We start from the raw sequence: 14,027 nt of genomic DNA, 5'->3' as shown, positions 1-14,027 counted from the left end.
CCAATTGCGCCCACCCTACGCCTCTGACACAATCGCGAATAATTCTCGTTAGTTTAAACCCCTCGTTTATTCGGTGATGCCTTGTCGTCGGTCCAGACCCCACACAGTGAGCTTGTTGGCGCGTTGTATCGCGACCATCGCGGCTGGCTGCTGGCCTGGCTGCGGCGCAATGTGGCCTGCCCGAGCCGCGCCGAAGACCTGAGCCAGGACACCTTCATGCGCCTGCTGGGCCGTGATGAGCTGCGCGAACCCCGTGAACCCCGGGCGTTCCTGGTGGCCATCGCCAAGGGCCTGCTGTTCGACTACTTCCGGCGCGCCGCCCTTGAACAAGCGTATCTCACCGAATTAATGCTGATCCCCGAAAGCGAACACCCTTCGCCGGAAGAACAGCAACTGATCCTGGAAGACTTGAAAGCCATCGACCGCCTGCTCGGCACGCTGTCGAGCAAGGCCCGCGCCGCTTTCCTATATAACCGCCTCGACGGCCTGGGCCACGCAGAAATCGCCCAACGCCTCGGCGTGTCGGTGCCCCGTGTGCGCCAGTACCTGGCCCAGGGCATTCGCCAGTGCTACATCGCGCTGTATGGCGAGCCTTCGTGACGGCCATCGGTTCCAGACCGGTGTCGGCGCGGGTGCTGGATGCCGCGATTGCCTGGCAACTGTCCCTCGACTCGGGTGACGGCAGCGCGGTGGAACAGGAAGAGTTCGCCAAATGGCTGGCCAGCGATGAGGAACATGCCCGCGCCTGGCGCCAGTTGGGCATGCTCGACCAGCGTTTCAGCGCAGCCTCGGGCCCGGCAAGGGCGGCCTTGCTGCAATCGCGCCAAGGCATTCGCCAGCGCGTGCGCAAATTGGGCCGTGGCCTGGCGAGTATCGTACTGGTATGCGGCCTGGCGCTGTTTGCCGGCGAGCGCTACGTGCCGATCCACTATTGGCTGGCCGACCAACGCACGGCTACCGGCGAGCAACGCACGCTGAAACTGGCCGACGGTACGTTGATCAACCTCAACACCCATAGCGCGATTGATGTGCGCTTCGATGAAAAACGCCGGTTGATCGTGTTGCAGGAAGGCGAAATCCTCGTCGAAACCGGCCATGACGATGCACGCCCTTTCTATGTGCAAACCCGCGACGGCAGCCTGCGGGCGCTGGGCACGCGTTTTATCGTCAAACGCGAAGACGACGCGACGCGCCTGAGCGTGCTGCAATCGGCCGTGGCCGCTCAGCCTGAGGCACTGCACCAGGAACAGATTTTCAAGGCAGGCCAGCAGGTGCTGATGCGCAGCGATGGCCTGGGGCCGACACTGGCTGTCACCCCGGCCTCCGATGCCTGGACCCGCGGCATGTTGGTGGTCGACAACGCTCGCCTGGGCGATGTGATCAATGAACTGAGTCGCTACCGCACCGGGTACCTGGGCGTGGATAAAAACGTGGCCGACCTGCGCATCACCGGCAGCTTCCCGCTGCACGACACCACCCTGGCGTTGAACGCGCTATTGCCGACCTTGCCCGTGCAGATCGAGCAGCACACGCCGTGGTGGGTGACCGTTACCGGCAAGCCTTAAGGTTTGAGGTGGCTGGGCGATTGCTTTCGCGAGCAAGCCCGCTCCCACATTTGACGGTGTTTTGCCTGACTGAACGCGGTCAAGTGTGGGAGCGGGCTTGCTCGCGAAGAGGCCCTCAAGACCCCCCTGGAAAAAATAGTTTCACCTGCCCCTATCACTTTCCGATTCTCACTCGGCACCTAGGCAATTGAGAAATATTTCCATTCAGGAGCCGCCCCTATGTCCCGCACGCTAGACACCTTGTTGCGCCCCAGCCTGTTAGCCCTGGCCATCGCCCTCAGCGCCCCGCTGGCGAGCACTTCGCTGATCGCTGCTGAACAAGCCTCCAGCGTGCGCGCCTATAACCTGCCGGCCGCGCCATTGGCCGCCACCCTGAATCAGATCGCCAGCCAGGCCGGCCTGGCGCTGACCCTCAACCCGACACTCGCCGCCGGCAAGACCTCAACCCCGGTCAAGGGCCAGTTCGATGCGCAGGGCGCGTTGCGTGAGGCGTTGCGCGGGACAGGGTTGCAGTTGGAGCAGAGCACGGCGGGGACTTTTACGTTGGTGGCGATTCCAGACGGTGTAGTTGCGTTACCGGAAACCAGCATCATTGCCCAGGGCAATTATGAAAGCGCTTGGGGGCCGGTGGACGGCTACCTGGCAAAGCGCACCGCTGCCGGCACCAAAACCGACACCGCGCTGGTCGAGGCGCCACGTTCAATCTCGGTGGCCACCCGCGAGCAGATGCAGGACCGTAACGTCCAGAACCTCGACGACGCAGTCAAATACATGCCCGGTATCGTGTCCGCCAGCTACGGCAGCGACACCCGCTACGACTGGATGCGCGTGCGCGGTTTCGAACCCACCCAATTCCTCGATGGCCTACCGCTGCCCCGCGGCGTGTACGCCAACCCGAAAGCCGAAACCTGGAACCTGGATCGTCTAGCCCTGCTGCGCGGCCCGGCCTCGTCGGTCTATGGCCAAACTCCACCGGGTGGCCTGTTGGACATGGTCAGCCGGCGCCCAAGTGCCGAATCGAGCAACGCCATCCAACTGCAATACGGCAGTGACAACTACCGCCAGATCAACTTCGCCAGCACCGGCAAGATCGATGATGAAGGCGAGTTTCTCTACAGTGTCAGCGGTGTAGTGCGCGATGCCGGTACACAGGTCGATCACATCGACAACAAGCGCTACAACATCGCGCCGAGCCTGACCTGGAACATCGATACCGATACCAAGTTGACCTTGCTCTCGCAGTTCACCCGTGACGATACCGGAGCTACCAGCCAGTTCCTGCCGATCCAGGGCACCAAGATCAAATCGCCGCTGGGAGAAGTCTCGCACCACAAGAACCTGGGCGATCCGGATTACGACTTCTACGACCGCACTTACTACGCACTGGGCTATGCCTTTGAGCATCGTTTCAATGACACTTGGCAGTTCCGTCAGAACCTGCGGTACACCAAATCGGAACTGGCCTTCCAACAACTGACCGTTGGCTCCTATGCCTTCTCCCCGGCTGACGCCAACGGCAATATCAGCCGCTCCTCGACCAATGTGGACGAGGATATTGGTCAATTCGCGGTGGATAACAACTTCCAGGCAGACTTCGCCACCGGCGACATCACCCATACCGTGCTGCTCGGCCTGGATCATCAGCGCACCGACACCTCGTATCTGGCGATTTTCGGCGACGGCGGCACCACCAACATCTTCAATCCGGTCTACGGCCAACCGATCGTGCGCCCGGCGCGCTCCACGGCGTTCTACGATTACAACCAGAAAACCGTACAGACCGGCCTCTACGTGCAAGATCAGATGGCGCTGGACCAATGGCGCCTGACCCTGGGCGGTCGGGAAGATTGGGTGCACCAGGGCACCACCTACTTCAACAAGAACGACGCAACCAACACCGACCGCAGCAAAAATTTCAGTGGCAACGCGGCGTTGAGCTATGTGTTTGACTCGGGCTTTGTGCCCTACCTCTCATACGCCGAGTCGTTCCAGCCTGCGAGCAACGCCAGCGTAGACCCCGTGAAGTCGTTTAAACCAACAGAAGGCAAGCAGTGGGAGTTGGGGATCAAATACCAACCACCCGGTTCCAACACCCTACTCAGTGCAGCCGTCTACGACCTGACCCAGAAGAACGTGCAAGTCACCAGCTTCCAGTCCGGCGGCGTATCGGTCACCGACCAGTCCGGCGAAGTGAAGGTCAAGGGCCTGGAGCTGGAAGCCGTATCCGACGTAACCGAAAACCTCAAGGTAATTGCGGCGTACACCCTGGCCAAATCCGAAGTGCAAAAAGGCGAGTTCAAAGGCAACCGCCTGCAACTGATGCCAAACCAGCAAGCCTCCCTGTGGACCGACTACACCTGGCACACCGGCGTGCTCGACGGTTTCGGCATTGGTTTTGGCGCCCGCTACACTGGCAATACCTATGGCGACCAGGCCAATACCTGGGCCGGCAAAGCCAACGCCTACACCGTCTTCGACGGCGCCGTGCACTACGACCTCGGCCGCCTGGATAACAGCCTCAAAGGGGCGTCGGTGAAAGTGAACGCGACCAACCTATTCAACAAGGACTACATTTCCACCTGTGATGGTTCCTACTGCTACTTCGGCGACCAGCGCAGCGTAGTCGCCAGCGCCACCTACCAGTGGTAATCGGTTGAGTTAACAACCAGGCCGCCCCAGAGGGCGGCTTCGGTGTGTCTGAAGGCTAGAAAATGAAAAGCAAAACCATCCGCCGCTGGTCCTTCATCCATACCTGGACCAGCCTGATCTGCACCGTATTCCTGCTGCTGCTCGCCCTCACCGGCCTGCCGCTGGTGTTCCACCATGAGATCGACCATCTGCTGGGCAACGAGCCCGAGCTTGCGCAGATGCCCGCCGATACGCCGCAGCTCAACCTTGAGCAGCTTGTGGCTAAAGCGCAGGCCCATCGCCCTGGCGACGCCATGCAATACCTGGCCTGGGACGAAGACGACAAGAACGGTGTGATCGCAATCATGGCGGCCACGGCCGGCACCGAGCCAAACTCGTCCCATACCTTCATGCTCGATGCCCGCACGGGTGAAGCGGTGGAGACACCGGCGGCGAATGGCGGCTTGACCCTGTTCCTGCTGCGCCTGCATGTGGATATGTTCGCCGGGCTGCCGGGCAAGTTGTTGCTGGCGTTCATGGGCATTCTGTTTGTGCTGGCGATTATTTCCGGCACGGTGTTGTACCTGCCGTTCATGCGCCGCTTGAAGTTCGCCACCGTGCGCCAGGACAAGTCCACTCGCCTGCGCTGGCTCGACCTGCACAACCTGATTGGCGTGGTGACCCTGACCTGGGCGCTGGTGGTGGGCGTGACCGGCGTGATCAGCGCCAGCGCTGACCTGATCATCGCCGCCTGGCGCCAGGACAGCCTCAGCGCGATGATCGAACCGTATAAAAACGCCCCGCCGCTGAGCCATCGCGCGCCTGCCACCGAGCTGCTGAGCATTGCCGCCAAGGCCGCGCCGGGCATGGAGCCAGACTTTATCGCCTTCCCCGGCACGCGGTTTTCCAGTGAGCATCACTACGCCGTGTTCATGAAAGGCAGCACGCACCTGACCTCCCATCTGCTGACGCCGGTGCTGATCGACGCCAGCACCCTGGCCGTTACCGCCACCGCCGAACGGCCGTGGTACATGGACGCCATGGGCATGTCCCAACCGCTGCACTTCGGTGATTACGGCGGCATGCCGATGAAGATCCTGTGGGCGGTGCTGGATGTGCTGACCATCGTCGTGCTGGTGAGCGGAATTTACTTGTGGATCGTGCGGCGCAAGGCGGCCAAGGTATGAAGCCACGGCAGTCGAACTTCTGGAAGGTCTTTGGCATTCCGCTGGGGATTGGCCTGCTCAGTGCCGCCGGCTTGTTTGCGGCGTTGCTGGGGGATGGGGTGTGGGATTCGTTGAGTTGGGTGGGGTTGGGCATACCTGCTGTCATTGGTGTTTGGGCGTTGGTCCAGCGGCGCAGCTGAGGGCCTCAGAATCACCGAAAATCCCCTCGCCAGCCACTGCGCAAGCCTCTACGCTAACCACAGTCCATTTCGAGGAATGCCCATGTCCGTACCCAGCATGACCTTGTTCCACAACCCCGCATCGCCGTTCGTGCGCAAAGTCCGCGTGCTGCTGATCGAGACCGGCCAGCAAGACCGCGTGGCCCTGCACGCCTGCATGCCGACGCCGGTCAACCCGGACGCCCAGGTGCTGCAAGGTAACCCCGTGGGCAAGATCCCTGCCCTGCGCCTGGCCGACGGTTCGGTACTGCACGACAGCCGGGTGATCCTCGACTACTTCGACCACCAGCACGTCGGCAACCCGCTGATCCCCCGCGATGGCTCGGCCCGCTGGCGGCGCCTGACCCTGGCCTCGCTGGCCGACGGCATCATGGATGCCGCCGTGCTGGTGCGTTACGAAACCGCCATGCGCCCGACGGAAAAACACTGGGACCAATGGCTGGATGAACAGCGCAACAAGATCCGCCGTGCCCTCGCCGAGCTGGAACAGGGCGCCATTGCCGAACTGGCCAGCCACTTCGACATCGCCGCCATCAGCGTCGCCTGTGCCCTGGGTTACCTGGACTTCCGCCACCCGGACCTGCAATGGCGCGCAGATAATCCCAAGCTCGCCGCCTGGTACGCCGAGGTCAGCCAACGGCCTTCGATGCGGCAGACCCAACCGTCCATCTAAAACTCACCGCCGCCGAATGTGGGAGGGGGCTTGCTCCCGATAGCGGTGGTTCAGAAATAGATGTGCCCAATGACACGCCGCAATCGGGAGCAAGCCCCCTCCCACATTCGGCTGCGGTGTGATTGAGGAAGTTGACCATCCTCACCTTCATTTGCTGATCTTCGCGCAACCCAATCATTGCACTTCCTCCACCTTACGCTTGCCCACCCCATACCAATCCAGTTTGCGCGTCAGCACCATCACCGTGCCCAGCAGGCCGAACAGCAACAACGAGCCCATCAGCAGCGCGTAATCCTCGGCACTCAGCAACCCGTACAACAGGCCATACAACGCCGCCAACCCCGCCGAGAACCCCAGCCCATGAGCGACGCTGCGCAGCACATGGCACACGTAGAACCCGATCAACGCCACACAGGCACTGGCCGATATCAGGTACGCCAGGGCAAAGCCCACATGTTCGGACAACGACAACAGCAGCAGGTAGAAGAACGCCAGCGCAACACCCACCAACGCGTACTGGATGGGGTGCACCGCCAGGCTCTTGAGCACCTCGAACAGGAAGAAGCCGGCAAAGGTCAGGGCGATAAACAACAGCGCATATTTGATCGCACGGTCGCTCTTGAGGTACTGGTCCACCGGGTCGATGAAATTCACGCCAAAGCTGCGGTTGGTGAAGTCCTCACAGCCTTGCCGGTCCAGGCAGCTTTGCAGGGCTTGTTCGAGGTTGGTGGAGAAGAATGAGGTCTGCCAGTTGGCGGTAAACCCTTTGTCGGTGACTTCCCGTTGAGCCGGCAGGAAGTTGCCGATAAAACTCGGGTGCGGCCAGTTGGAGGCCAGTGACACTTGGCTGGTCTTGCCCACCGGCACCACTTGCAGTTGTTCGGTGCCTTGCAGGCGCAGGTCGAAGGCGAACTCCAGCACAGCGGGTTTCTCGCCGTCCTGCTGCGGTAACGCTACATGCACCCCCTCGCCCAGCCAGTCCACTTGAGAGCCTGGGGAGAACTCCAGGCGCTGGTCGCCCAGTTCCAGTTTCAACGCGTTTTCGATGCCGCGAATATCGCTGATGCCCACCGCCAGAAACGCCGGTTCAAAGCGATAATCCGCGAAGTTTTCCGTGATCCCTAACTGCGCAGGCAACTCGAAACGCCCGCTGATACGGTTGTCGGCGTGGAAAAATCGCGCCTGGTAGATGCCCCGCGAGCGCAGTTCGGTTTGCACCTTGCCGTCGAGCTCAAAACGCTCCGGCAGGAAATACAGACGACCGCGCTCTTCACGGGTTTCTTCGTAGCGTTTGTTGAGTTTTTCATTGAGTTTCCACTCGCGCACAGTCTTTCGGTACGGCACCACCATCACTGGCCCGGTAAGGCGCTGGGCGTAGCTGGAACTGCGGGCGATGTCCATCAATACGCCGTCGCGCAGTTGCTGGCGGTCGCTGATGATGCCGTTGATCATCAGCAACGGAATCAGCAACAACAGAATCAGCAGCGCAATCGCGCCAAGTTTGAAAAGCAGGCTGCGGTTCATGGGTCTCTCCCTGTTTTGATGGGGAGAGTCTGGGGAATACGTATGGGAGATTTATGTGGGCAATGTGGAGACTGTGTGGAGATGCAGCACCGCTTGCACCCCGCCTGGCACATTGCCAATCTGCAGCGCGCCGCCGTGCAGCTTCATCACTTCTTCGACAAAGTTAAGCCCCAGGCCGGTGCTTTTGCGCCCGCTGGCTGGGCGTGGCAGCGAGTAGAAACGCTCGCTCAGGCGCGGTAAGGCGTAATCGGGAATCGGTGCGGCCTGGTTGAACAGGCTGACCTGCACATCGTTATGCCGCACCTGCGCACTGAACCGCAGCGCACCGCCGGGCGGGGTGAAATCCAGGGCGTTGTCCAGCAGGTTGCCCAGGGCCTGGCGCAGCAGGAAGGGTTCGCCAAACACCCGCACGTCGGCAGTAATCGCCTGCTCAACTTGCAAAGCGGCGCCTTCGATCCGCGCACACTGGGCCTTGAGAACATCCTCGACCAAGGCGGCCAGCGGGATGCTCGACTGCTCTTCCAGCCCTTGGCGTTGCTCCACCTGCGCCAGGTTCAGCAGACGCTCGATCAACTGCTGCAGGCGTGCGCTTTCACTGTCGATATTGCCGATAAAACGCTGCTGCTGTTCACGGCTCATCTCGCCCTGCAACAGCTCCGCCGCGCCGCGAATCGCTGCCAACGGGCTTTTCAGTTCATGGGTCAGGGTGTGCACGTAATGCTCGACGTAGGCCTTGCCCTCCAGTTGCGTGCGCATGTGCTCCACAGCGGTGGACAACTGCTTCAACTCGCCGCCACGGTAATGGGGCAACTCGGCGCGGCGCCCTTCGCTGACCGCCTCGGCGTACGCCGTCAACCGGCGCAGCGCAACGCTCAACCACCACGACAACACCGCGCCCAGCAGCAAGCCGAGCACCACCAGCCCTGCGCCGTACCACAGCAGGCGGCGCTCGGTGCGGTCGACATAGGGTTGCAGTGAACTGTTGGGCTTGGCCACGGTGACCACGCCGATGATCTGGCCGTTATCGCGAATCGGTGCGCCCACGTGCATCACCGACGAAGCGGGATCGTCCAGTTCGCTACGGGTTGACCGTGCACCGTACTCGCCACGCAGGGTCAGGTACACGTCGTTCCATTTCGAATAGTCCTGGCCCACCGCTTCGCCCGTGGAATCGAGCAGCACCGTGCCCTTGGCATCGGTGACGTAGATACGGTGGTTGACCTGGTTTTTCGGCAGGCCCCAGATCGTCGCGCCCGGTTGGCGGCTGCCGTAGGCCTTGAGCAACTCTGGCCAATGGCTCTGGCCGAGGGTGCCGTTCTTCACGTCCGCGCGCAGGATTTCAGCCAGCAGGTTGGCAGTGTCCACCAGGGTTTCTTCGGTGGACTGGCGCACGCCGGGACGGATTTCCTTCATGACGGTGTTGAGCACGAAGTAGCCGGTCAGACCGATAAACAGCGCATACACCAGGAAAATCCGCAGCCCCAGGCGCATCAGCTGGTGCTCGGACTGTAGCTGTAGCCCAGGCCGCGATGGGTCTGGATCGGTTCGGCATCGGCTGCCACGCTACGCAGTTTGCTGCGCAGGCTTTTGATGTGGCTGTCGATGTTGCGCTCGTAGCCGGCATCGGCAGGCACGCCGACCGCGTCCAGCAGTTGCTCACGGCTGAAGACCCGCTCGGGTTGGTCCAACAGGCTTTGCAGCAGGCGGAACTCATGGCGCGTGAGGCTCAAGGGCTGCCCGCGATAGTTGATCTGCATGCGCTCAAGATCCACCTGGAACAGCGTTGGCGCCACACCCGGGCCGACACGCTTGAGAATCGCCCGGACCCGCGCCGCCACTTCCCGAGGGCTGAAGGGCTTGACCACATAATCATCGGCGCCGATCTCCAGCCCCACCACGCGGTCAATCTCGGCATCGCGGGCACTGAGGAACATCACTGGCACTTCGCTGAACCGGCGCAATTGCTTGCAGGTTTCAAAGCCGGTGATGTCCGGCAGGCCGATGTCGAGGATGATCAGGTCGGCAGGGGTTTGGCGTTGATGCTCCAACGCCGCCTGGCCGAGGGTCAGCCACGTGGTGGTGAAGCCCTCGCCTTGCAGGGCAAAGATCAGCGTGTCGGCAATCGCCGCTTCGTCTTCGACAATCAGGATGTGCGGCATGGGCTCTATCAGCAGTCCGGTTTGTCGGCAGTGTAGCGACGTGCCGGGTTTACCGCTGCGCCAAATTCACGCAGGGCCTTGGCGCCGATCAACAGCGGGTAGTTGAAGCTGCTGCGGTCGGTGAGGTTGACCTCGACGGTGCGCTTGACGTTGCCCAGGCACATTTCCAGGTCGACCACCGGACGCTTGGCCACAGACGGCTCGTCCTTGTCATCGTCCTCATCAGCGCGGCTCTTGATCTTGCTGATGCGCGACACCTGGTGCTCGTAGACCTTGTTGCCGGCGTCCTTGCCGCCGAGGCGGAAGCGCACCCACTCATCGCCGTCGCGGGTGAAGGTCTCGATGTCCCGAGCCGACAGCGAGGCAGTCAGCGCGCCAGTGTCCATCTTGGCCTTGAAGGTTTCGCCGATCTCCGGCAACTGGATGTATTCGTAGCGACCGTAGAGGGTCGGCTCGGCGGCCATCACAGGCACAGCAGCCATAATGGGAACAGCTAGGGCGAACACAGCAAGGAGCAATTTCACGGCATGATTTCCTCGAAAGAAGTGGGCGGATTCTAGACCGCAAACACAGCACTTAGTTGGATGACCGAGCATACAAGGCACATTGTGAAACATTCGTCCGCCGATTTGCGATTTGGCCTCTAGACTCACCTTGCTTATCATGACCCGCCCACAAGATCCCAAGAGTTATTTATGCGCCGCCTGCTCACCGGCTGTTTTGTCACACTGCTGCTACTGCTCAACACCCTGGTGCTGTTCGGACCGCTGATGGTGTTTGCCCTGCTCAAGCTGGTGGCCCCGGGTCGCCTTCGCGATTACGCGTCCTGGGCGGTGATGTGGATCGCCGAGACCTGGGCCGAGATCGACAAGCTGATCTTCTCGCTGTGTATCCCCACCCAATGGGACATCCGTGGCGGCGGCGACCTGCGCGGTGACACCTCCTACCTCGTGATCAGCAACCACCAATCCTGGGTCGATATCCCGGCGCTGATCCAGGCGTTGAACCGGCGCACGCCGTTCTTCAAATTCTTCCTGAAAAAAGAGCTGATCTGGGTGCCCTTCCTCGGCCTGGCGTGGTGGGCGCTGGATTACCCGTTCATGAAGCGCTACACCAAGGCATTCCTGGCCAAGCACCCGGAACTGGCCGGCCAGGACCTGAAGATCACCAAGCAGGCGTGTGAGCTGTTCAAGCGCCAGCCGGTGACCGTGGTCAATTACCTGGAAGGCACGCGGTTCAGCGCGGCCAAACACAAACAGCAGGCCTCGCCGTTCAAGCACCTGCTCAAGCCCAAGGCCGGGGGCGTGGCGTTTGTACTGGCGGCGATGGGTGAACAGCTGGACGCGGTACTCGACGTGACGGTGGTCTATCCATCTCAAAAGCAGCAGCAAAAGATTCCGGGGTTCTGGGACTTGATCAGCGGCGCGGTGCCAAAAGTGATCATTGATATCCGCACCCGCGAGTTGGACCCAGCGTTGTGGCAGGGCGATTACGAGAATGATCCGGCGTTTCGCCAGACCGTCCAGAACTGGGTGAATCAGCTCTGGATGGAGAAGGACCAGAGGCTTGACGCGCTGGTGGAGTGAAGCCACCTGCGCTTTTCCACGGTCGGTGGTACGGGGGTCACGCAGGCTTTTTTAACGCGCCCGCAAGGCCAGCAAGCAACTTTTCAGTCTCCAGACCGGCCTGGTTCGCTTCGCTGAATGCGCCCTTCAGCGACTCGAACAACGCTCCGAGATTTGAATTTGAGTCTGCGAACAGGCGAAAACTCTGGGCCAAATCGCCTGCGACTTTATCGTACGTTTGTGGGTCAGGCTGTTTTTGCTCGCCTGGTAGGGATCGCGTGCCGTTAGAAGCGCCTCCCTCCCCTCCCAAGGCAGTTCGCAGATGGTCAAGCTGCCCCTTGGAATCAAATCGGTCTGCTGCACCTGGGGCGATGAAATCCGCCAAGCCAGCGAGTATTGGGCTAAGGGCATGTTCAGGATTCCTTGCCTTTGCGGCACCGTCGATGCCCTCCTGCACAGCAAAACGAAGATCAGTCTGGGACTCTTGGATACTCCTGGGCGAACGTGATCTATTCCGGTTGTATTCGGAAGTCTCATAGTTGATTCCCAGTGATTCGAGGTATGCGCGAACGTCATCGTCCTCATGCCTCGGTACTTCAGGCACATTTATAAAATTCTTGACATCCTGCAAACTTATTTCTTTCATAGCGCCACCGTTTAAGTCAAAAAAAACCTCTCAAGTCCGCCAATGGCGGAACCTTGAAAGGTAACAATGTGTGGCGTATGTCTTCCTACAGTTCCCTGCGGCTCAAAAGATTTATTTGCGTATGATCCTTCACCTTCAACATCAATAAAAATGACTGCCGCGTGTGCGAAGTGCACACTACCTAACTGCCAGTGCCCCATGCTTGGGCCAGCTTGCCCAATACCGACTCACTGGCGCCTTGGCCGCCCAAGTATTTGAGGATCACCGGGGCAAACTGACTCACCATCCCGCCATCCATGCCCAAGGCGCTGAACGCCGTGTTCAGGTCATTGGTGTTCTTCACGTTACCCAGTAAACCATCAAGACCGCTGGTCTTGCTGCCACCGCTCTGGCCGAGCATGCCGCTCAAGGCGCCGAGACTGCCCAATGCGTTGTTACCCGACAGCTTGTCCAGGCCCGGCACACTGTTGCCCAGTTGCGAATAGTCGTTACCGCTCAGTTTGTTCTTGGCCAGGCCCAACATGGCGCCAGTACCGCCGACAGCCTGTTCTGGGGTGATGTTGAGTTGCGAGGTCAGTGCGCTGAGCAGGCCGGCTGTCTCGGACGACGGTGCAGCGGCTGCGGCCTTGTTGTTACCGCCTTGCATGCCCGAGATGGCATTGGCCGCATCGCCAAGGTTGAAGCCTGCGGCGAACACCGGGCCAGCCGCCAGGGTCATCAGGCAAGAAAGGGCAAAACCGCGTGAAATCTTCATCAAGACAACCTCTGAATGTAGGAACAAAAGCAGGCGTTGGACTGGGTATCTCGTCGGTTGTTCCAAGGCGTCACCGGAACCCATTCGGGATAAGTGGGTCCATGCACTGACTACAAAATTTGTCAGGAAGAGACTTATGACTGCGATCCAACCCCAAGTGATTGAGCAAAAGCCTCCGTTCTGGAGCCGCCCGCGCCTGTTCGTTGGCGCCTGTGCAGTGGTGATTGCCGGCATTGGCGGCGCCCTCTACACCCAGGACAGCGTCAAGGCCGCCGCCACGCTGGTGACCACTACCCAGCAGCCAGCGGCACAGATCATGGCCCACAAGGACTACCTGGAAGTGCAGCCGATTGCGGCCACTGCTACTGCACCCGACCAAAGCCTGGAGTTGTGGGCCATTCCGGAAGGCGGTTCGCCGGTCTCTCTTGGCCTGTTGCCGGAAGACGGCAAGGGCATCATCGGCTTGAACCCACGTCAGCAGGAATCCATCAGCAAGCCGGTAGAGTTGATGGTGAGTGCGGAAACCAAGGGAGGCTCATTGAGCAAGCAGCCAACCGGCCCGACGATCTATCAAGGTGCATTGGCCGCTCGCTGAAACCTGCACCACCCAAGATCCCCTGTGGGAGCGGGCTTGCTCGCGAATGCCGAGTGTCAGTCAGCCTAAATAGCTGCCTTCATGGTGGCTGTGCGCGGGAGACCTTCGGGTCTGCCGGTTCCATTCCCGGTTCGCCAACCTGCGTACAGCTGCCATCCAATTCGTTTGGCGACGAATAAAGTGTGTAGCCCACTTCTATTTGAATGGGTTTAAAACATGAATCGATACATGCCGCTCACCGGCCACGACAGCACCACTCCTTCCCTGCTCATCGACACCCAAGTGCCTCTCGAAGTTCTCCACGACGCCGCCGTCTACCGCATCCGCGCGGTGACCCAAGTCATGGAAAACCTGGCGTTTCGCGAGGGACTGCAAACCGACAACATCGTCCTCCAGGACTTTGCCTTGCTCTGTGCAATTCCGTTGCGGGATGGGTGCGATTTGCTGGATGTGATCAGCAGGCGGTTACAGCCGTAGGCATGAGTCTGGACTTAAGTAGTCCCTTTCTTAAAC

The 14,027-nt window shown here is 60.5% G+C and carries 15 protein-coding genes; 9 read left to right on the top strand and 6 right to left on the bottom strand.

The features are described from left to right. Positions 1-81 precede the first annotated feature (81 nt). The 6 genes from FRT59_RS13480 (at position 82) to FRT59_RS13455 (ending at position 6,271) form a co-directional block, all read left to right on the top strand. Positions 82-600 carry an RNA polymerase sigma factor gene (locus tag FRT59_RS13480; protein WP_034116118.1) on the top strand — a complete coding sequence of 173 codons (519 nt, stop codon included), beginning with the start codon at positions 82-84 and terminating at the stop codon, positions 598-600. Further along, complete coding sequence (locus FRT59_RS13475) at positions 597-1,565, top strand: FecR domain-containing protein (protein WP_198809872.1); 969 nt, start codon at positions 597-599, stop codon at positions 1,563-1,565. Before FRT59_RS13480 ends, FRT59_RS13475 begins: the two co-directional genes overlap by 4 nt. Positions 1,566-1,784: 219 nt before the next feature. After that, positions 1,785-4,214: a TonB-dependent siderophore receptor gene (locus FRT59_RS13470; RefSeq protein ID WP_153871421.1), complete on the top strand. Its 2,430-nt coding sequence runs from the start codon at positions 1,785-1,787 to the stop codon at positions 4,212-4,214. A gap of 62 nt (positions 4,215-4,276) precedes the next feature. Beyond that, positions 4,277-5,380, top strand: coding sequence for a PepSY-associated TM helix domain-containing protein (locus FRT59_RS13465; RefSeq protein ID WP_034116121.1), 1,104 nt, complete (start codon positions 4,277-4,279; stop codon positions 5,378-5,380). Next, complete coding sequence (locus FRT59_RS13460; protein WP_034116122.1) at positions 5,377-5,559, top strand: hypothetical protein; 183 nt, start codon at positions 5,377-5,379, stop codon at positions 5,557-5,559. The genes FRT59_RS13465 and FRT59_RS13460 overlap by 4 nt, the downstream gene beginning before the upstream one ends. 82 nt (positions 5,560-5,641) lie before the next feature. Further along, positions 5,642-6,271: a glutathione S-transferase gene (locus FRT59_RS13455; protein ID WP_153837517.1), complete on the top strand. Its 630-nt coding sequence runs from the start codon at positions 5,642-5,644 to the stop codon at positions 6,269-6,271. A gap of 174 nt (positions 6,272-6,445) precedes the next feature. Here the strand turns inward: FRT59_RS13455 and creD are convergent, their stop codons facing one another. From creD to rloA2, 4 genes are read right to left on the bottom strand one after another with little or no spacing between them, the layout of a single operon-like run. Then, the gene (gene creD, locus FRT59_RS13450; RefSeq protein ID WP_153871420.1) at positions 6,446-7,795 is read right to left on the bottom strand and encodes a cell envelope integrity protein CreD; all 1,350 of its coding nucleotides are present in this window, start codon (positions 7,793-7,795) and stop codon (positions 6,446-6,448) included. Between the two features lie 51 nt (positions 7,796-7,846). Continuing rightward, positions 7,847-9,286, bottom strand: a complete 1,440-nt coding sequence (gene creC / locus FRT59_RS13445) for a two-component system sensor histidine kinase CreC (RefSeq protein WP_153837515.1) — start codon at positions 9,284-9,286, stop codon at positions 7,847-7,849. Further along, positions 9,286-9,954, bottom strand: coding sequence for a two-component system response regulator CreB (creB, locus tag FRT59_RS13440; RefSeq protein WP_034116126.1), 669 nt, complete (start codon positions 9,952-9,954; stop codon positions 9,286-9,288). Before creB ends, creC begins: the two co-directional genes overlap by 1 nt. Before the next feature lie 8 nt (positions 9,955-9,962). Next, a complete protein-coding gene (rloA2, locus tag FRT59_RS13435; RefSeq protein ID WP_198809873.1) occupies positions 9,963-10,478 on the bottom strand; it encodes a retropepsin-like aspartic peptidase RloA2 in 516 nt (171 codons plus the stop codon). Positions 10,479-10,649: 171 nt separating this feature from the next. Here rloA2 and FRT59_RS13430 point away from each other — a divergent pair, with 171 nt between their 5' ends. Next, positions 10,650-11,540, top strand: a complete 891-nt coding sequence (locus FRT59_RS13430; protein WP_153871418.1) for an acyltransferase — start codon at positions 10,650-10,652, stop codon at positions 11,538-11,540. 37 nt (positions 11,541-11,577) lie between these two features. Here FRT59_RS13430 and FRT59_RS13425 read toward each other — a convergent pair whose 3' ends face one another. Beyond that, positions 11,578-12,165, bottom strand: a complete 588-nt coding sequence (locus FRT59_RS13425; protein WP_153871417.1) for a hypothetical protein — start codon at positions 12,163-12,165, stop codon at positions 11,578-11,580. Between the two features lie 181 nt (positions 12,166-12,346). After that, the gene (locus FRT59_RS13420) at positions 12,347-12,919 is read right to left on the bottom strand and encodes a DUF2780 domain-containing protein (protein WP_153871416.1); all 573 of its coding nucleotides are present in this window, start codon (positions 12,917-12,919) and stop codon (positions 12,347-12,349) included. 136 nt (positions 12,920-13,055) lie between these two features. Here FRT59_RS13420 and FRT59_RS13415 point away from each other — a divergent pair, with 136 nt between their 5' ends. Both FRT59_RS13415 and FRT59_RS13410 read left to right on the top strand, forming a co-directional pair. After that, positions 13,056-13,514 (top strand): anti-sigma factor domain-containing protein, encoded by a 459-nt coding sequence (locus FRT59_RS13415; protein ID WP_034116131.1) that lies wholly within the window; start codon positions 13,056-13,058, stop codon positions 13,512-13,514. A gap of 216 nt (positions 13,515-13,730) precedes the next feature. Beyond that, positions 13,731-13,991 (top strand): hypothetical protein, encoded by a 261-nt coding sequence (locus tag FRT59_RS13410; RefSeq protein WP_233094278.1) that lies wholly within the window; start codon positions 13,731-13,733, stop codon positions 13,989-13,991. The last annotated feature ends 36 nt before the right edge of the window (positions 13,992-14,027 follow it).

Source organism: Pseudomonas haemolytica (assembly GCF_009659625.1).
Lineage (GTDB): Bacteria > Pseudomonadota > Gammaproteobacteria > Pseudomonadales > Pseudomonadaceae > Aquipseudomonas > Aquipseudomonas haemolytica.
The sequence above is the reverse complement of the archived record's forward strand: the minus strand, read 5'-3'. Positions and strand labels throughout refer to the sequence as shown.

Coding starts and splice junctions, on each gene's coding strand:
- FRT59_RS13470 (WP_153871421.1), top strand. CDS start 1,785: ATGTCCCGCACGCTAGACACCTTGTTGCGCCCCAGCCTGTTAGCCCTG.
- FRT59_RS13465 (WP_034116121.1), top strand. CDS start 4,277: ATGAAAAGCAAAACCATCCGCCGCTGGTCCTTCATCCATACCTGGACC.
- FRT59_RS13460 (WP_034116122.1), top strand. CDS start 5,377: ATGAAGCCACGGCAGTCGAACTTCTGGAAGGTCTTTGGCATTCCGCTG.
- FRT59_RS13455 (WP_153837517.1), top strand. CDS start 5,642: ATGTCCGTACCCAGCATGACCTTGTTCCACAACCCCGCATCGCCGTTC.
- creD (WP_153871420.1), bottom strand. CDS start 7,795: ATGAACCGCAGCCTGCTTTTCAAACTTGGCGCGATTGCGCTGCTGATT.
- creC (WP_153837515.1), bottom strand. CDS start 9,286: ATGCGCCTGGGGCTGCGGATTTTCCTGGTGTATGCGCTGTTTATCGGT.
- creB (WP_034116126.1), bottom strand. CDS start 9,954: ATGCCGCACATCCTGATTGTCGAAGACGAAGCGGCGATTGCCGACACG.
- FRT59_RS13430 (WP_153871418.1), top strand. CDS start 10,650: ATGCGCCGCCTGCTCACCGGCTGTTTTGTCACACTGCTGCTACTGCTC.
- FRT59_RS13425 (WP_153871417.1), bottom strand. CDS start 12,165: ATGAAAGAAATAAGTTTGCAGGATGTCAAGAATTTTATAAATGTGCCT.
- FRT59_RS13420 (WP_153871416.1), bottom strand. CDS start 12,919: ATGAAGATTTCACGCGGTTTTGCCCTTTCTTGCCTGATGACCCTGGCG.
- FRT59_RS13415 (WP_034116131.1), top strand. CDS start 13,056: ATGACTGCGATCCAACCCCAAGTGATTGAGCAAAAGCCTCCGTTCTGG.
- FRT59_RS13410 (WP_233094278.1), top strand. CDS start 13,731: ATGAATCGATACATGCCGCTCACCGGCCACGACAGCACCACTCCTTCC.